At 75.4% G+C, this 17177-nt stretch carries 13 protein-coding genes; 8 read left to right on the top strand and 5 right to left on the bottom strand.

Annotated elements, in window-relative coordinates; all coding sequences use genetic code 11:
• Positions 1-22 precede the first annotated feature (22 nt).
• Positions 23-1114, bottom strand: a complete 1092-nt coding sequence (locus tag KPF47_RS19850) for a YncE family protein (RefSeq protein ID WP_224390231.1) — start codon at positions 1112-1114, stop codon at positions 23-25.
• Between the two features lie 157 nt (positions 1115-1271).
• Between KPF47_RS19850 and KPF47_RS19845 the strand changes: the two genes are divergently transcribed.
• Entirely contained in the window at positions 1272-2438 is a 1167-nt protein-coding gene (locus tag KPF47_RS19845) for a cytochrome P450 (RefSeq protein ID WP_224390250.1), read from the top strand.
• Between the two features lie 78 nt (positions 2439-2516).
• Here KPF47_RS19845 and KPF47_RS19840 read toward each other — a convergent pair whose 3' ends face one another.
• A complete protein-coding gene (locus KPF47_RS19840; RefSeq protein ID WP_224390230.1) occupies positions 2517-4181 on the bottom strand; it encodes a GMC oxidoreductase in 1665 nt (554 codons plus the stop codon).
• Positions 4178-4675: a hypothetical protein gene (locus KPF47_RS19835; protein WP_224390229.1), complete on the bottom strand. Its 498-nt coding sequence runs from the start codon at positions 4673-4675 to the stop codon at positions 4178-4180. The genes KPF47_RS19840 and KPF47_RS19835 overlap by 4 nt, the downstream gene beginning before the upstream one ends.
• 168 nt (positions 4676-4843) lie before the next feature.
• Here KPF47_RS19835 and KPF47_RS19830 point away from each other — a divergent pair, with 168 nt between their 5' ends.
• Positions 4844-7369: a Tex family protein gene (locus KPF47_RS19830; protein ID WP_224390228.1), complete on the top strand. Its 2526-nt coding sequence runs from the start codon at positions 4844-4846 to the stop codon at positions 7367-7369.
• Between the two features lie 157 nt (positions 7370-7526).
• Here the strand turns inward: KPF47_RS19830 and KPF47_RS19825 are convergent, their stop codons facing one another.
• Positions 7527-8291 (bottom strand): DUF6196 family protein, encoded by a 765-nt coding sequence (locus KPF47_RS19825; RefSeq protein WP_224390227.1) that lies wholly within the window; start codon positions 8289-8291, stop codon positions 7527-7529.
• Positions 8292-8425: 134 nt separating this feature from the next.
• Between KPF47_RS19825 and KPF47_RS19820 the strand changes: the two genes are divergently transcribed.
• From KPF47_RS19820 to KPF47_RS19810, 3 genes are all read left to right on the top strand, one after another.
• The gene (locus tag KPF47_RS19820) at positions 8426-9283 is read left to right on the top strand and encodes an IS5 family transposase (RefSeq protein WP_224389877.1); all 858 of its coding nucleotides are present in this window, start codon (positions 8426-8428) and stop codon (positions 9281-9283) included.
• A 57-nt stretch (positions 9284-9340) separates the two neighbouring features.
• Positions 9341-9883: an ABATE domain-containing protein gene (locus KPF47_RS19815; RefSeq protein ID WP_224390226.1), complete on the top strand. Its 543-nt coding sequence runs from the start codon at positions 9341-9343 to the stop codon at positions 9881-9883.
• A gap of 352 nt (positions 9884-10235) precedes the next feature.
• Positions 10236-12173: a DEAD/DEAH box helicase gene (locus tag KPF47_RS19810; protein ID WP_224390225.1), complete on the top strand. Its 1938-nt coding sequence runs from the start codon at positions 10236-10238 to the stop codon at positions 12171-12173.
• Positions 12174-12239: 66 nt separating this feature from the next.
• Here KPF47_RS19810 and KPF47_RS19805 read toward each other — a convergent pair whose 3' ends face one another.
• Positions 12240-12734 (bottom strand): L,D-transpeptidase, encoded by a 495-nt coding sequence (locus tag KPF47_RS19805; RefSeq protein WP_224390224.1) that lies wholly within the window; start codon positions 12732-12734, stop codon positions 12240-12242.
• Positions 12735-12910: 176 nt separating this feature from the next.
• Between KPF47_RS19805 and ilvD the strand changes: the two genes are divergently transcribed.
• From ilvD to KPF47_RS40265, 3 genes are all read left to right on the top strand, one after another.
• The gene (gene ilvD / locus KPF47_RS19800) at positions 12911-14593 is read left to right on the top strand and encodes a dihydroxy-acid dehydratase (protein WP_224390223.1); all 1683 of its coding nucleotides are present in this window, start codon (positions 12911-12913) and stop codon (positions 14591-14593) included.
• Positions 14594-14758: 165 nt separating this feature from the next.
• Positions 14759-15310 (top strand): ACT domain-containing protein, encoded by a 552-nt coding sequence (locus tag KPF47_RS19795; protein WP_224390222.1) that lies wholly within the window; start codon positions 14759-14761, stop codon positions 15308-15310.
• A gap of 196 nt (positions 15311-15506) precedes the next feature.
• Positions 15507-17168: an ACT domain-containing protein gene (locus tag KPF47_RS40265; RefSeq protein WP_308015437.1), complete on the top strand. Its 1662-nt coding sequence runs from the start codon at positions 15507-15509 to the stop codon at positions 17166-17168.
• Positions 17169-17177 lie beyond the last annotated feature (9 nt).

Genomic DNA, 17177 nt, shown 5'->3' with positions numbered 1-17177 from the left:
CCGGGAGGGTGCCGGCGGGTGGTCAGGGGCCGTCGACGACCTGCACGACGCCGTCGGCGGTGCCGGTGACGAACAGCCGTCCGGTGTCCGGGTCCACCGCCACGGTGTTCGGCTGCCGCACGGTGGGGATCCGGGCGACCTCGCGCGGCGTCGGGGTGGTCATGTCGTAGCCGACGAGCAGGTTCGCGCCGCTCGCGGTGACCCACACCCGGTCGCGGACCGGGTCGTAGGCGATCCCGTAGGGCTCGCCGGGCAGGTCCACCCGCCCGATCTCGGCCGGGGTGCCCGCCGGGTCGAAGACGATCAGGTGCCCGCCCCGGGTGTCGGTCGCGATCATGCGGCCGTGCCGGTCCGCGACCAGGTGGGTCGGCCCGTCGCCGGCCGGGAGCTCGCGGATCCCGTCACCGGTCGCGGCGTCGTAGACGGTGAGCGTGTTCTCCCGGACGTCGATCAGCCCGACCCGGTCGCCGACCGGGGCGAGCCCGGCGGGCTGGGTCACGTCGGTCAGCTCGCGCACGACCGCGTCCCCGCGGACCACGGAGACGCTGCCGCCCGCCTCGTTGGCGACGAACACGGTCCCGGCGGCGGTCCCGGTCGCGTCGTGCGCCATCGGACCGGTCGCCACCTCCGGGCCGACCTGCCCGCCGGGCAGCGCGACCCGCAACAACCCGTTCGCGCTCTCGCTCGGCACCAGGACCGGTCCGCCCGGGGCGGCGAGCTGCAGGTGGCGCAGGACACCGGGCAGCGGCACCCGTCCCACGACGGCGGCGGTGTCGGCGTCGAGCAGTACGAGCCGGTCGGGCTGCCGCACCCCGACCGCGACCCGCCGGGTCGGCCCGTCGGCGACGATGCCCTCCGGGACCGCGCCGACCGCGACGATCCGCCCCGGTGGGGTCCCGGTGAGCGGGGGTGCGACGCCCGGCTCGGCCGGCGGCGGCAGCGGCTCGGCGAAGCGCACCGGGGTGCCCGCCCGCCCCGGCGCCGCCGGTGTGTCGGCAGGCGGGGCCGCACAGCCCACCGCCAGGAGCGCCGTGGTCAGCAGCGCCAGGGCCAGGAGCGCCGGGGGCGCCGGGACGACCGGCGCCCCACGGGTCGTGCGTCCGACTGTCGCCATCTCCCCAGCATCGTCGGCCGGGCCGGTCGCCGCGCGTCGGCCGGAGATCGTCTTGCGCAGTGCAACGATAGTCGGCTACCGTTACGTGCTCGCAGACCGTGCGCACGAGGGAGTGTCACCGTGACGACCACCGAGGCCCCGCAGCTGCCGTCCGAACATCATCGACGTCGCACCGCTCTACGCGGTGCTGCGGCAAGAGGGGCCCGTCGTCCCGGTGCGCACCCCGGTCGGTGACCCGGCCTGGCTGGTCACCCGGCACGCCGAGGCCCGCGCCCTGTTCGCCGACCCCCGGCTCGGTCGCTCGCACCCCGAGCCGGAGAACGCCGCGCGGGTGTCGGAGGCCGCGATCCTGGGCGGGCCAAGCGGCGCCTTCGAGCGGGAGAAGGCCGAGCACGACCGGATGCGCAGGCTGCTGGTCCCCGCGTTCTCCGCCAAGCGGATGCGGCTGCTCGGCGACCACGTCGGCGTCCTCGTCGACGGGTGCCTGGACGACCTCGTCGCGGCGAAGGAGCGCGCGGCCGACGGTATCGCGGACCTGCACACCCACCTCGCGTTCCCGCTGCCGGTGCTGGTGATCTGCGAGCTGCTCGGGGTGCCGTTCGCCGACCGCGGCTACTTCCACGGGCTCTCCGAGCGGGTCGCCACGATCCGCTCCGGGGGCGACGCCGAGGTGGCGATGGGGGAGTTCCGTGCCTACCTGGGGCGCCTGGCCGAGACCAAGCGGACGCAGCCGGGGGAGGACGTCGTCACCGACCTCGTCCGCGCCCAGGAGCAGGACCCGGACTTCGGCGAGGAGGAGATGACCCGGCTCACCGCCGCGCTGCTGTTCGCCGGGCACGAGACGACCGTCGGGCGGATCGACCTCGGCGTGCTGCTGCTCCTGACCGACCCCGCCCGCCGCGACGCCTTCGTCGCCGACGTCGAGGGGCGGCTGCACGGCACCGTCGAGGAGGTCCTGCGGCTGTCCTCGCCGGGAGGGCTCGCCCTGCTGCGCTACGCCCACACCGACATCGAGGTCGGTGACGTCACGATCCGCCGCGGCGACGCCGTCATGATCGCGACGGCCTCGGCCAACCGGGACGCCGAGGTCTTCGACGACGCCGAGGCCTTCGACCCCACCCGCCGTCCCAACCCGCACGTGTCCTTCGGCTACGGCGGGCACTTCTGCATCGGGGCGAGCCTGGCTCGCACCGAGCTCGCGACCGTGTTCGCCCGGCTGTTCCGGCGCCTGCCCGGGCTGCGCCTGGCCGTCGCCCCGGAGGAGCTGCAGGTGCGCTCCGAGCAGGTCACCGGCGGGGTGCGGTCGCTGCCGGTGACCTGGTGACCCGAGCCCGCTGACCGCGCCGTCCGTGGCCCCGTGCGCGGGACCGCGCACGGGGCCGCGGCTCCACGGGTGCGGTGCTCAGAGGCCGTCGCGCAGGATCCCGTCCATTGCCCGCTCCACGATCGCCGCGATCGTCCAGGACGGGTTGGTGCTGCCGGTCGACCCCGGCACCAGCGCCCCGTCGACGACGTGCAGCCCCGGATGCCCGGCGACGCGCCCGCGGTCGTCGGTCACCCGGCCCAGGACCGCGCCGCCGAGCGGGTGCCACGTCACCGGGTCCAGGGTGCCCAGGTCGAGGATCCCGCTCGGCGCGTCCGCGGCGCGGGCGAGGAGCCCGGACGGGCCCGGCGGCAGCTGCGCGGCCAGGTCGGACACGGTCCGGCCCGCTCCGGCACCGAGCGGGGCGTCCGGTGCGACCAGCCGCTGGGTGAGGTCGCGGACGGTGCGCTGGGCGTCCAGGTCCCCGTCGGTGGGCCAGTGCAGCACGGCGTCGCCGGTGGCGGTGTCGAAGCGGAACTCGCCGGCCGGGTCGCAGGCGCCGAACCCGGGCAGCGACATCGCCCGGACGTCGAACGGCAGCGGAGCCGGTCCGAAGGTGAGCGTGACGGCCGCGGCGCGGTCGTCGGTGGGGGGCCGGATGCCGGCGGCCATCGGTCCGGCCTGTGGCCCGCCCGCGGGCCGCGGTACCCCGACGCGCAGCTGGATGCGGTCGCCGTTGTTGCCCCAGAAGCGGCCCGCGTCGGTGGTCAGGTCGGGCAGCGTCCCGGTCTCGCGGGCGCGCACGAGCAGCCGCGACGTGCCGGTCGACCCGGCGGCGAGGAACACCGCAGCGGTGGTGAGCGCGATCCGCTCCTGCACGACGCCGTCGGTGTCGATCCGCTCGACGTCGAGCCGGTAGCGGCCGCCGCCGAGCGCGTGCAGGTCGGTGACCCGGTGCAGCGGGGCGACGGTGACCAGGCCGGAGGCCTCCGCGTCGCGCAGGTAGTTCTTGTCCGAGGACAGCCGGGCACCGGAGTTGACCCCGGAGAAGTACTCGCCGACCGACATCGACGGTGTGGCCCGGCCGGCGAACTCCGCGCGCACGACGTCCCAGTCGGTCGCGTTGGGCAGCAGCTGTGCCTCGAGCCCGGCGCGGCGGGCCTGCTCCAGGAACAGCCGGGTCCCGACGTGTGCGGGGTGGGCCAGGACGTCGTCGGGGATCGGCGACACACCGACCCGGGCGGCGGCGCGCGGGTAGTGCACGGCGGCGAGCTCGTCGTGGTCGATCCCGGGGATCGCCGCGGCGAACGCCGCCGCGTCCGGCCGGATCCAGACTCCGGCGTAGACCAGGGTGGAGCCGCCGACCCCGGCGCCGCACAGCACGCTCATCCCACGCCCGGTGACCTTCTCGAACAGCCCGGTGTAGGGCCGGTAGAGCGTCGGTGGCTGGCCCGGGAAGACCGGCGCCGGGGTGAGCCACGAGGAGCGGCGGTCCGGGCGCAGGAACGCCGGGAACGTGTCGGTGGCCGGGGTCGGCCAGCGGCGACCACGCTCCAGCACCAGGGTGCGCACACCGGCCTCGGCGAGCCGGGCCGCGGCGATCGACCCGCCGAGCCCGCTGCCCACGACGACGGCCGGTGCGGACATCGCGGTGACCTCGCGGCGCAGCGGCGCCGGCGCGGCGGTCGCGGTCCCGGCGGCGCCCAGCGCGGCGACGCCGAGCGCGGCGCCGGTCAGCAGGGCCCGGCGGCTGGTGGTGCTCATGCGGTGTCCCCGACCCGGATGTCGGCGACGATCTCGCGGATCAGCCCGTCGGAGTAGCGGAAGGTCTCGTGCACCCGGGCGGTGGTGAGCCCGACCGGACCCACTCCGACGTCGAGGGTGAACCCCGCGACCACGACGCCGTCGTCGCGGACGGTGTAGGTCTCGTCGGAGACACCCCGGACGACCCGGTACTGCGGGCCGTGACGCAGGTCGGCGCGCAGCTGGTCGCCGGAGAACCCGGTCTGCAGCCCCGCCTCGACCCGGGTCGCCCGCGGGTGCAGCGGCACGTCGGACGGGTCGTGGTCGGCGAGCGCGGCGACGTAGGCGCGGGCACCCGCGATCCGGCAGGCGTCGTCGCAGGCGGCGGCGGACGCGACACCGGGGCCCGCGCCGACGAGCACGAGCACGAGCACGGGGACCGCCGCGAGTGCGGCGCGACCACCGGTGAGCAGGGACGGGGGACGACGGGCGGGGCCACCGGCCACACCGGTCATCCATGATCGACGGCAGCGCACGGGCGGCAGTCTGGCACGGGTGAGCGGTCGCTCACCCACCGGGTTCTCCATCGGGTGTCGGAGACATCCGGGGGTCCCGCCGGACGGGGGCGGGCCCGACCCCCACCCGGCGGTGGCGCCCGGGACACCGTTCGCCACCATGGGGCGGTGACAGGCACGGCACCCCCGAACCCCCAGCAGCACCGCTCGATCAACCAGCGCATCGCCGACGAGCTCGGCGCCCGTCCGGACCAGGTCGGGGCCGCGGTGGCCCTGCTGGACGAGGGCTCGACGGTCCCGTTCGTGGCCCGGTACCGCAAGGAGGCGACCGGCGGTCTCGACGACGCCCAGCTGCGCACCCTGGAGGAGCGGCTGCGCTACCTGCGGGAGCTGGAGGAGCGACGCACGGTCGTGCTCGACTCCATCCGCTCGCAGGGCAAGCTCGACGAGACCCTCGAGGCCACGATCCTCGCGGCCGAGTCCAAGGCCCGGCTCGAGGACATCTACCTGCCCTACAAGCCCAAGCGCCGTACCAAGGCGATGATCGCCCGCGAGCAGGGACTCGAGCCGCTGGCCGACGCGCTGCTCGCCGACCCGACCCTGGACCCGCACACCGAGGCGGCCGGCTACGTCACCGCCGAGGTCGCCGACGCCGGGGCCGCGCTGGAGGGCGCCCGGTCGATCCTGGTCGAGCGGATCGGGGAGAACGCCGACCTGGTCGGTGGCCTGCGCGAGCGCATGTGGACGCACGGGCGGCTGGTCACCACGGTCCGCGAGGGCAAGGAGAACGACCAGGCCGCGGCCAAGTTCTCGGACTACTTCGCCTTCTCCGAGAAGTTCACGACGCTGCCCTCGCACCGGATCCTCGCGGCCTTCCGCGGCGAGTCCGAGGAGGCGCTCGACGTCACCCTCGATGCCGGCGTCGCCGACGACGAGCCGAACCCCTACGAGGCGCTGATCGCCGCCGAGTACGGCGTCGCGGACCGCGGCCGCGCCGGTGACGCCTGGCTGCTCGGCGTCGTCCGGTGGGCGTGGCGGACCCGGCTGCTCACCGCGCTCGGCATCGACATCCGGGTCCGGCTGCGCACCGCCGCCGAGGAGGGCGCGATCGGCGTGTTCGCGGCGAACCTGCGCGACCTGCTGCTCGCCGCCCCCGCGGGTACCCGCGCGACCCTGGGCCTCGACCCGGGCCTGCGCACCGGGGTCAAGGTCGCCGTCGTCGGCGCGACGGGCAAGGTCGTCGACACCGCGGTGATCTACCCGCACGAGCCCCGCAAGGACCGCGCCGGGTCGCTGAAGACCCTGGCGGCGCTGTGCACGAAGCACTCCGTCGAGCTGATCGCGATCGGCAACGGCACCGCCTCGCGCGAGACCGACGCGCTGGCCGGTGAGCTGATCGCGGCGAACCCGGGCCTGAAGCTGACCAAGGTGATGGTGTCCGAGGCCGGCGCGTCGGTGTACTCGGCCTCGGCCTACGCCTCGGCCGAGCTGCCCGACATGGACGTCTCGCTGCGCGGCGCGGTCTCCATCGCACGGCGCCTGCAGGACCCGCTCGCCGAGCTGGTCAAGATCGACCCGAAGTCGATCGGGGTCGGGCAGTACCAGCACGACCTGCCCGAGTCGTCGCTGTCGCGCTCGCTCGACGCGGTCGTCGAGGACTGTGTGAACGCGGTCGGGGTGGACGTGAACTCGGCGTCCGCGCCGCTGCTGCGCCGGGTCTCGGGCATCTCCGAGTCCCTCGCCGGCGCGATCGTCGCCCACCGCGACGAGAACAGCCCGTTCCACAACCGCACCGCGCTGACCGGCGTCGCGCGGCTGGGGCCCAAGGCGTTCGAGCAGTGCGCGGGCTTCCTGCGCATCCGCGGCGGCGACGAGCCGCTCGACGTCACCGGCGTGCACCCCGAGTCCTACCCGGTCGTCCGGCGGATGGTGGAGCGCACCACGCTGGACGTGTCCGCGCTGATGGGCAACGCCGCGCGGCTGCACCAGATCAAGCCCAAGGACTACGTCGACGACACCGTCGGACTCCCGACCGTCACCGACATCCTGGCCGAGCTGGAGAAGCCGGGCCGGGACCCGCGCCCGGCCTTCCGGACCGCGACCTTCGCCGAGGGTGTCCACAAGATCTCCGACCTGCGGCCGGGGATGCTGCTGGAGGGCGTCGTGACCAACGTGGCCGCGTTCGGCGCGTTCGTCGACGTCGGGGTGCACCAGGACGGCCTCGTGCACGTCAGCGCGATGAGCACGGACTTCGTCTCCGACCCGCGTGACGTCGCGAAGTCCGGTGACGTGGTGAAGGTCAAGGTCCTGGAGGTCGACGAGGCCCGCAAGCGGATCTCACTGACCCTGCGCCTGGACGACGAGCCCGGGGCCGGTGAGCGCGGCGGTCGGGCCCGGGGGGCCGGCCAGGGCGGCGGCCAGGCCGGACGCGGCCGGGACGGCGGCGAGCGCGGCGGACGCGGCGCGGGCGGTGGCCCGCGTGGTGGTCAGGGCGGCGCCCGTGGCGACCGCGCCCGGGGTGGCCAGGGCGGTGGCCGTGGCGACGGCGGCCGTGGTGGTCAGGGCGGCGCCCGCGGTGGCTCCGGTGGCCAGGGCGGACGTGGTGGCTCCGGCTCGGGCGGCCGCCAGGACCGCGGCCCCGCGAACGACGCGATGGCCGAGGCGCTGCGCAAGGCGGGCTTCGGCAAGTCCTGAGCCCGCGCCCCGCGACCGGCCCGCGTGCGGACCTCCGTACGCGGGCCGGTCGCGATCGGTGGGCCGGCCCGGGGCCCGGGTCGGCACCGGCGGGGCGGGGGCGCGCGGCGGTCGGGGGCACCGACCGCCGGGTGGGCGCGCCGGAGCCGGGTGCGGGTCACCCGGTCGGGCCGCCGGGGTCCGTGGCGGGGTTCCCGAGCTCGACGAGTGTGGTGACCGGCCCCGCGGGCGGGTGCACGGTCAGCGTGCGGCTCCCGTCGGGGGCGCCGCCCAGCTCGGCGCGGACGCTCCCGCCGTGGGCGGTGCCGTCGACGTCGAGGTGGCTGAAGTGCAGCTGCACGGTGCCGGTCGAGCCCGACGCGGTGAGCAGACCGTGCGCGACCCGGCCACCGCCGTAGCGGGCCAGCAGCGATCCGTCCTGCGGGGCGAAGCAGAACACGACACCGGGACCGAACGGTGCGGGTGCGTCGGGTCCCGGGTCGGCCACGGTCAGGACCGCGCCCGCCCACCCGGCCGGGCGGTGCAGCGCCGCCACGGCGGCGCGGACCCGCTGCGCCGCGTCGCGCGGCACGCCGTAGTAGTCGTAGACACCGCCGCGCGCGGCGTCGTAGCCGCAGACGACGAACAGCCCGGAACCGGTGGCCGCCTTCACCTGCGAGGCGAACCAGCCCACGAACCCGCTGTCGTCGCGGCCCCGTGGCAGCACCACCCGGAGGACCTCGAACAGCTCGGTCCCCGCGCCGGCCGGGACGAGTGCGCTGGTCCGGCCCTCGTCGCGCACCGTGGCGATCGCGCCGGGGACCGCCGCGCCGGGTCCCTCCCGGAAGGCCCACGTGCCCGGCAGCCAGTCGAGGGCGCACCCGTTCATCACCGACCGCAGCCGGGCCTCGGTCTGCGCCGGTACCTCCACGGAGATCGTCACCACCCGGGGAACCCTCCGCCCGCTCGGCTAAGAGCGTCCGGCAGTAGAGGTGGCCGTGTGTCGGTGTTGGTAGAGACACGGACCTGCAAGTGATCATGGGATTGCTGATGTCCTGATGGTCGCCTGGAGGGTCCGTGCCTCTATTGCCAGAATCGCTGATCGACCCCCTCTGGGTCGAGTTCGCTGCCCTGATCGAGGCAGAGCGGCGCCCGGAGTTCGACCCGGCCCATCCGTGGGGATGTCACCGCCGCCGTATCCCCGACCGCCTGGTGTTCGAGCACGTGCTCGCGGCGTTGGTGCACGGCAGCGGCTACGAACGCATCGCCACCCCCGGCTGCTCGGACCGCACGATCCGCCGCCGTCTCGCCCAGTGGGCCGCCGCCGGCGTCGGGGAGCAGGTCCTTCGGGCCGCGCTGGCCGGCTATGACCAGATGATCGGTCTCGACCTCGACGATCTGTCTGCCGACGGAGCGATCACCAAGGCTCCCTGCGGTGGCGAGGTCGCCGGCTGTAACCCGGTCGACCGGGGCAAACAGGGCACCAAACGCTCCGTGGTCTGCGACGGTGCGGGGATCCCGCTGCACCTGATCAGCGCCCGCGCCAATGACCACGACTCGCCGTTGCTGAAACCGACCCTGATCGGGATCTACGACATGATCGGGCCGCTGCCCGAGCGACCGTGCCTGCACCTGGACCGGGGCTATGACTCAGGCAAGACCCGCGATCTGCTCGAACGACTCGGGTTCGACGCACAGATCGCCACCAAGGGCCGGCCCGCCCCGATCCAGGTCGGTAAGCGGTGGCCGGTCGAGCGCACCCATTCCTGGATGAACGGCTACGGCAAGCTGCGCCGGTTCACCGATCGCCGGAAGATCATCGTCGAGTTCTACCTCGACCTCGCCGCCGCGCTCACCGTGATCCGCCGGCTGATCAACCGTGCCCGCAGCCGCTACCGCTGGACAACCCGACCCACGACCCGTCGACTCCGATAACCATCAATCGCCGGGCGCTCTAATGTGTCAAGGCATTAGCCCGACCGAGAGGTGACGATGACCGCGGACCCGCTCGCCATCGCCTTCGTCAACACCCGCTCCTCGCCCGCACGGGACCGCATCGACGGGCTGGATCCGCTCACCGCGTGGGCCGCCGGCGCCCCGGCGCTCGCCGGCGTCGTGGCCGCGCTGGCGGAGGACGACGTCGTCGCGGTGCGGCGCCTGCGCGATGCGGGCCAGGCCGTCCTGCGTGCCGTCGCCGGGGTCGCCGCACCGCCGCCGGAGCCGTGGGAGACGGTGACGCGGACCGGGCTGGCCGCCGCCCCGATGACGCTCGGCTGGTCGGACGGCGCCGTGGTCACCGGCGACGGCGACCCGCTGCCCGTGGTGCTGCACCTGCTCGGGCGGGCGCTGGTCGACCTGCTCGTCGGTCCGGACGTGGCGCTGCTGCACCGGTGCCAGGGCACGGACTGCCTGCGGGTGTTCCTGGCGCGCCGCGACGGCCGCCGCTGGTGCGACGGACGGATCTGCGGCAACCGCGCCCGGGTGGCGGCGTTCGCCCGCCACCGCCGCGGCGAGGACCCTTCGGGCGGGGCCTGAGGGCGGGGAGGGGGCCCTCACCCGCGGGGTCGACGGGAGTCGCGCCGACCCCGTGCCGGAGGCCCGTGCCGATCTTGGTGGTGATCTCCGGGTCGTCGGGCCGACGGCGGTGACCAGGGGCGGGGGTGGTGGCGGTCACGCGGGACCCGGCGCACGCGGCGCGCCGGGACATGGCACACTGGTCGATCGACGGCCGTCGGCGACGACGCACGGCCGCGAGCCCCGGAGGTCTGGGTTCACCGGCACATCATCTGGATCGAGATGCCGCACGCGGGCCTGGCGGGCTGGGAGAGCGGGCGAGAGCCGCCCGACGACACAGCGCACCCCCCTGCGCACGCCATTTGAGGACCGAGTGAGCATTCTGCTGGACCAGCACCCCGACCTGAACGACTCCGGAGACGAGATCACCACTTTCGCCGCCATGACGGACACCGACGCCGACGCGACCGACACCGCGACCGCCGACGCCGCCCCCGACACCTCCGCCCCGTCGGAGGTCACCCCCTCCCGCGAGGTCGCCGAGGACGGGCCCGCCGCGGACACCGCCGAGGAGTCCGTCGACGACACCCCCGCCGGCCCGACCTTCGCCGACCTGGGCCTCGCGCCCCGGCTGCTCGAGACCCTGGACACGCTGGGCTACGCCGCGCCGAGCCCGATCCAGGCCGCCGCGATCAGCCCGCTGATCGCCGGTCGTGACCTGCTGGGGCAGGCCGCCACCGGTACCGGCAAGACGGCCGCGTTCGCGCTGCCGATGCTGCAACGCCTGGCCGACGGCCGCACCTCCCGCTCCCGCGGCGCGAAGCCGTTCGGGCTGGTGCTCGCCCCGACCCGCGAGCTGGCCATGCAGGTCGGCGACGCGGTCGCCAAGTACGGCGCCGCCCTCGGTGCCTCGGTCGCCTGCGTCTACGGCGGCGCGCCCATCGGCCCGCAGCTGGGCCAGCTCCGCCGTGGCGTCGACATCGTCGTCGCCACCCCCGGCCGCGCCATCGACCTGGTCAACCGCGGCGCGCTCGCCCTGGACGCGATCGAGGTCGCCGTCCTGGACGAGGCCGACGAGATGCTCGACATGGGCTTCGTCGAGGACATCGAGACGATCCTCGGCGCGACGCCGCGGGGCCGCCAGACCGTGCTGTTCTCGGCGACCATGCCGGGCCGCATCCAGAGCCTGGCGCGCACCCACCTGACCGACCCGGCCGACATCCGGATCAAGAAGGAGGCCACGCCCGAGGGCGAGGCCCCGCGGGTCCGCCAGACCGCGTACCACGTGCCCCGCAGCCACGTCACCGTCGCGCTGGGCCGGGTGCTCGAGATGGAGCAGCCGACCGCGGCGATCGTGTTCTGCCGCACCCGCGCCGACGTCGACGCCGTCACCGAGACCCTCACCGCGCGCGGCCTGCGCGCCGAGGCGCTGCACGGCGGCATGGACCAGGAGCACCGCACCCGGGTCGTCGAGCGCCTGCGCGCCGGCCGCACCGAGCTGCTGGTCGCCACCGACGTCGCGGCCCGTGGTCTGGACATCGACTCGCTGACCCACGTGGTCAACCACGACGTGCCCTCGTCGCCGGAGTCCTACGTGCACCGCATCGGCCGGGTCGGCCGGGCGGGACGCGAGGGCGTCGCGATCACCCTGGTCACCCCGGGGTCGGTGCGTCACCTGCGCAACATCGAGCGCCTCATCGGGGCGTCGGTGCCCAGCGCGCCGGTGCCCTCGCCGGAGGACCTGCGCACCGTGCGGCTCGCCCGCACCGCGCTGGCCCTGCGGGAGCAGGCCGGTCAGGACGCCGACACCCCGCCGCAGGACGGTGTCGAGCAGCTCGTCGTCGAGCTGGCCCGTGACCACGACCTCGCCTCGATCGCCGCCGCGGCCATCCGGATCGCCCGTGCCGACAACTCGGTGCCCGACGACGAGATCGAGATCCCGCAGGTCCGCTCGCGCGGTGGCCGCGAGGGCGGCCCCGGTGACCGGGGCCCGCGCCGCGACCGCGACGGCCGTCCGGGCGGTGCCCGCGGTCAGGGCGCCCGTCCGCCGAAGGCCGGTGCCACCCGCCTGTTCGTCTCGGCGGGCCGCGCCTCCGGCGTGCGACCGCAGGACATCGTGGGTGCGCTGGCGAACGAGTCCCGGCTGTCCGGCCGCGACATCGGTGCGATCCAGATCCACGAGCGCCACTCGCTGGTCGAGGTGCCCGAGCACGCCGCGGACGACGTGCTGCGCTCGCTGCGCGGCGCGACGACGCTGAAGGGCCGCAAGGCCAACGTGCGTCGGGACCGGGACAACGCCGGCGCCCACTAGACCCGGGATGCACGAGAGGGGCCCCGCGCGATCCGCGCGGGGCCCCTCTCGTCGTCCGGGGGTGGGTCAGCGCACCTCGACCCGGTCGCCCTGGCGCAGCTTCCCGAAGAACACCGTGGCGTCCTGGTTGCGCATCTTGACGCATCCCGCGGACCCGGAGTCGCGGTCGCCCTGGTGGAAGGCGACACCACCCGGGGCGAAGAACACCGACCACGGCATCGGGGCGCCGTCGAACTCGGCGGAGTAGTGCTCGCGGTCCTTGTCGTAGACCGCGAAGTCACCGGTGGGCGTCTCCGTGCCGTGACCCCCGGTGGCGACGTCGACGGGACCGTAGGTGACCGAGCCGCCGTTCATCAGCCACGCCTGCTGGGACCCGAGGTCCACGCAGGCCCTCGCCGACGCCGAGCACGGGGTGCCGGCGACCCCCGGGTCGGCACCGGCCGCGAGTGCGGTGCCCGCGGCACCCAGCCCGACGACCAGCCCGGCGGTCACGACGGCCAGGGCGCGGCGGCGGCGCACCCGGCGGGTGCTACGGGGAGTGGGCTCGTTCGTGTGCGCCATGAGTGTTGCTCGAGTCCTCTCGGGTGAACGATGGTGCTGCCGGACGGTTCAACGATCACCCGCGGCGACGGATACGCCCGGACGGGTCATCGGTTGCGACGGGAAACGGGCCTGCCCCGGCGATCTGCGGGAGGATCGGCCCCGTCCCGACACCGGAGTCCGGCCGAGGAGCGCGCATGACCACCACCCCGTCCCGCAAGCCCCGCAGTCACCAGGTCACCGACGGCATCGGCGCCACCGCCGCGCGCAGCATGCTGCGCGCGGTCGGTATGCGTGACGACGACTTCGCCAAGCCCCAGATCGGCATCGCCTCGTCCTGGAACGAGATCACCCCGTGCAACCTGTCGTTGCAACGGCTCGCGACGGCGGCGAAGGAGGGCGTGCACACCGCGGGCGGCTACCCGCTGGAGTTCGGGACGATCTCGGTGTCCGACGCCATCTCGATGGGGCACCGGGGGATGCACTACTCCCTGGTCAGCCGGGAGATCATCGCCGACTCGGTGGAGACGGTCGTGGAGGCCGAGCGGCTCGACGGGACGGTGCTCCTGGCCGGCTGCGACAAGTCGCTGCCCGGGATGCTGATGGCCGCGGCCCGGCTCGACCTCGCCGGGGTGTTCGTCTACGCCGGCTCGATCATGCCGGGCCGGGTCGGCGACCGGGAGGTCAACATCGGCGACGCGTTCGAGGGCATCGGGGCCTGCGCGCGCGGGCTGATCACCCCCGACGAGCTGGACACCCTGGAACGGGCGATGTGCCCGGGGGAGGGCGCCTGCGGCGGCTTCTACACCGCCAACACGATGGCGGCGGCGGCCGAGGCCCTCGGGATGGCGCTGCCCGGGTCGGCCAGCCCGCCCGCGGTGGACCGGCGCCGCGACGGCGTCGCGCGGGCCTCCGGTGAGGCCGCGGTCGGCATGATCGCCCGTGGCCTGACGGCCCGGTCGGTGCTGACCCGGGAGGCCTTCGAGAACGCGATCGCCGTCGTGATGGCCTTCGGTGGGTCCACCAACGCGGTGCTGCACCTGCTCGCGATCGCCCGCGAGGCCGAGGTGCCGCTGACCCTCGACGACTTCAACGCCGTCGGCGACCGGATCCCGCACCTGGCCGACGTCAAGCCGTTCGGGCGGCACCTGATGTACGCCGTCGACCAGGTCGGAGGGGTGCCCGTGGTGATGAAGGCACTGCTCGACGCGGGCCTGATCCACGGCGACGCCCGCACCGTCACCGGCCGCACGGTCGCGGAGAACCTCGCCGAGCTCGACCCGCCGGGCCTCGACGGCTCGGTCATCCACGACCTCGCCGACCCGATCCACCCCACCGGCGGCCTCACGATCCTGCGGGGATCGCTCGCCCCCGACGGCGCCGTCGTCAAGTCCGCCGGGTTCGACGCCGCCACCTTCACCGGCACCGCCCGCGTCTTCGACGGCGAGCAGGGCGCCCTCGACGCCGTCGACGCCGGCGAGATCGGACCCGGCACGATCGTCCTGATCCGCTACGAGGGGCCGCGCGGCGGGCCCGGGATGCGCGAGATGCTCGCCGTCACCGGCCGGATCAAGGGAGCGGGCCTGGGCAAGGACGTCCTGCTGGTCACCGACGGCCGCTTCTCCGGAGCGACGACCGGGCTGTGCGTCGGCCACGTCTCGCCCGAGGCAGCGGACGGCGGGCCGATCGCGCTCGTCCACGACGGGGACACCGTCACCCTGGACATGAAGGCCCGCACGATCGACATCGGCGTCGAGCCCGCCGAGCTGGAACGGCGTAGCGCGGCGTGGACGTGCCCGGCGCCGACGAACCGGCGCGGGGTACTGGGCAAGTACGCCAAGCTGGTCTCCTCCGCGGCCGACGGCGCCGTCTGCGGCTGACCCGCGCCGGGCCCGGCCGTCGCCCCGACCGGCCGGCCGGGCCGCACGGGCGTGTCCGGGCGCCGGTCGCGTGGGTCTCCGGGCGCCCCGGGCGGGTGCCGCCGCGACGCAGCCGACACCGCCCCGACACGGGATCGCAACATCGGTCACCCACCCTGGGGTGTGATGAGCACCGATCCCGGGACGACGAACGGCCTCTACCGGGTACGGGTGCGGCTGCCCGACGAACCGGGGGCGCTGGCCCGGCTCACGGCGGCGCTGGCAGAGGTCCGCTGCAACATCCTCGCCCTCTCGGTGCACGGCCAGGACGCACGGTCGGTCGTCGACGAGCTGCTGGTGTCCGGGCCGTGCAGCGTCGGCGAGCTCTCGGTGGCGGTCTGCGGCGCGGCTCCCCAGGGCGGGGTGCTGGTCATGACCGCCGACCCGCACGACCTGGTCGACCCGCCCACCCGGGCGCTGGACATCCTCGCCGCCGGGCACAGCCCCGCCGAGGGGATCGCCGCCCTGCTCGGCGCGTCGGGCGTCCGCACGCCCGGCCCGGACGAGCCGGGTGCCCGCGACGAGCACGACCTGGAGCTGGCCGCCCCCGACGGCACCCGGCTCGTCGCCCGGCGGGCGGCGCCGTTCACCGTCACCGAGGTGGCCCGGGCCGAGGCGTTCCTGCGGGCGGTCGCGACGCGTCCGGAGGCCGACCCACGCGGCTGGACCGGGGCGTAGCGCACTCGGCGCACCGCAGGTGCCGGTCGGCGTCGCACCCGTGTGCGGTCTCCGCGACCGCTGGCATCCTCCCCGGCAGGACGATCGAGAACGGGCAGTACCCACACGGCCTCCGGCGGGCGTCCTCACCATCGCGAAACCGCCGCGACCCGTGGCGGCAACGATGGACGGTGATCGTTGCGTCATGGAGGCCGGAATGGGTGAGCCGTCGTCCCCGCAGGACCGGGACCGGGTGGGCGTGGTCGTGCCGTACGACTTCGCGCTGGACCGCGAGATGTGGCGGTGGGTGCCCGAGCAGGTCACCCTGCACGTCACCCGCACGTCCTTCGCCGCGACCCCGGCCGACGCCGCGCAGGCACGGCTGATCTCCGATCCGGCGATGGTCCGGCGCGCCGCGGCCGACGTGCTGACCCCGGGGCCCGCGGTGGTCGCCTACTCGTGCACCTCGGGGAGCTTCGTCGGAGGGGCGGCGGGGGAGAGTGCGCTGCGTTCCGCGGTGCTGGCCGCCGGTGCGCCGGCCGCCGTCACGACGGCGGGGTCGCTCGTCGCGGCCTGCGCGGAGCTGGGGGTCAGCCGGCTCGCCGTCGCCACCCCGTACGTCGACGACCTCACCGGGCTGCTGGCCGACTTCCTCGCCGAGTCCGGGGTGGCCACCGTGGCCCGGCACGGTCTCGGTCTGCTCGGCCGCATCTGGGCCACGACCCCGGAGCAGGTCGCGGCCGCCGTGCGCGCCGCGGACCACCCCGACGCGCAGGCCGTCTTCGTCTCCTGCACCAACCTGCCCACCTACGACGCGATCGCCGCGCTGGAGCGCGAGCTCGGCAAGCCGGCGCTCACCGCGAACCAGGTGACGATGTGGGCGGCGCTGCGTGCCGCCGGGCACCGGGCCGTCGGGCCCGGACAGTCCCTCGTGGACGGCGCCCCGGTCCCGCCCGTGCTGCGGGTGGTCGAGCCGGTGGGTCTCGACGCGGTGGTCGCGCCGGAGGCGGCGGGGCTGCTCAAGGTCCGAGTGCGGCTGCCCGACGAGTCCGGGGCGCTGGCCCGGCTGACCGCCGCCGTCGCCGAGGTGGGCGGCAACATCCTGTCCCTGTCGGTGCACGGCAGCGACGGCGGCTCGGTGGTCGACGAGATGCTCGTCGGGGGCGGGGCCACCGCCGACCGGCTCTCGCGGGTGATCCGGCGACGGCTGCGCGGGTCGGGCCCGGACGCGGTCCAGGTCACCCCGGCCGACCCGCACGAGCTCGTCGACGGACCCACCCGGGCGCTGGACCTGCTCGCCGTCACCCGGGGCCGGGACGGGCTGCTCGACGGACTGGCCGCGCTGCTGCACGCCGACGGGGTCGGTACCGGCCCGGCTCCGGCGGACGGGCACGTCGTGGAGCTCGCCGCCCCGGACACCCCGCCGGTGTGGGCCCGGCGGGACTGGGCACCGTTCACCGTCACCGAGCGGGCCCGCGGCGAGGCGTTCCTGCGGGCGGGCGCGGCGATCCCGCCGACGACACGGTCGTCGGTGCTGCTGCCCGGCGGGACCGAGCTGCTCGCCGCCCCGGCGTCGGGCGAGGAGGTCGGCGAGCTCGACGTCCTGCTGCGGACCTGCCTGGCCGGTGAGCCCACCGCGGACTGGACGGCCGCCGACCTGGCGGGCCTGCTCTCGCCCGCGCCGGGGCCCGCCCTGCTGCTGCGGACCGCCGCCGGGGACCTGGTGGGCCTGGCCGCACTGCTCGGCGCCGGCGACGACACCGGCACCGACACCGGGACCGGCGTGCCGGAGCCGGTCGTGGTGCTCCATCCGTGCCTGCGCGGGGCCGGTGTCGGCCGTTGGCTGCGTGCCCGGCTGGGCTGCGGGGTCGCCGCCTAACCTGCGGGG

It is taken from the genome of Pseudonocardia sp. ICBG1293 (assembly GCF_020131355.1).
Taxonomy (GTDB): domain Bacteria; phylum Actinomycetota; class Actinomycetes; order Mycobacteriales; family Pseudonocardiaceae; genus Pseudonocardia.
The sequence above is the reverse complement of the archived record's forward strand: the minus strand, read 5'-3'. Positions and strand labels throughout refer to the sequence as shown.

Bases quoted from the DNA above. Each gene is read 5' to 3' on its own strand.
- KPF47_RS19850 (WP_224390231.1), bottom strand. From the start codon at position 1,114: ATGGCGACAGTCGGACGCACGACCCGTGGGGCGCCGGTCGTCCCGGCG.
- KPF47_RS19840 (WP_224390230.1), bottom strand. From the start codon at position 4,181: ATGAGCACCACCAGCCGCCGGGCCCTGCTGACCGGCGCCGCGCTCGGC.
- KPF47_RS19835 (WP_224390229.1), bottom strand. From the start codon at position 4,675: ATGACCGGTGTGGCCGGTGGCCCCGCCCGTCGTCCCCCGTCCCTGCTC.
- KPF47_RS19815 (WP_224390226.1), top strand. From the start codon at position 9,341: ATGACCGCGGACCCGCTCGCCATCGCCTTCGTCAACACCCGCTCCTCG.
- KPF47_RS19805 (WP_224390224.1), bottom strand. From the start codon at position 12,734: ATGGCGCACACGAACGAGCCCACTCCCCGTAGCACCCGCCGGGTGCGC.
- ilvD (WP_224390223.1), top strand. From the start codon at position 12,911: ATGACCACCACCCCGTCCCGCAAGCCCCGCAGTCACCAGGTCACCGAC.
- KPF47_RS19795 (WP_224390222.1), top strand. From the start codon at position 14,759: ATGAGCACCGATCCCGGGACGACGAACGGCCTCTACCGGGTACGGGTG.
- KPF47_RS40265 (WP_308015437.1), top strand. From the start codon at position 15,507: ATGGGTGAGCCGTCGTCCCCGCAGGACCGGGACCGGGTGGGCGTGGTC.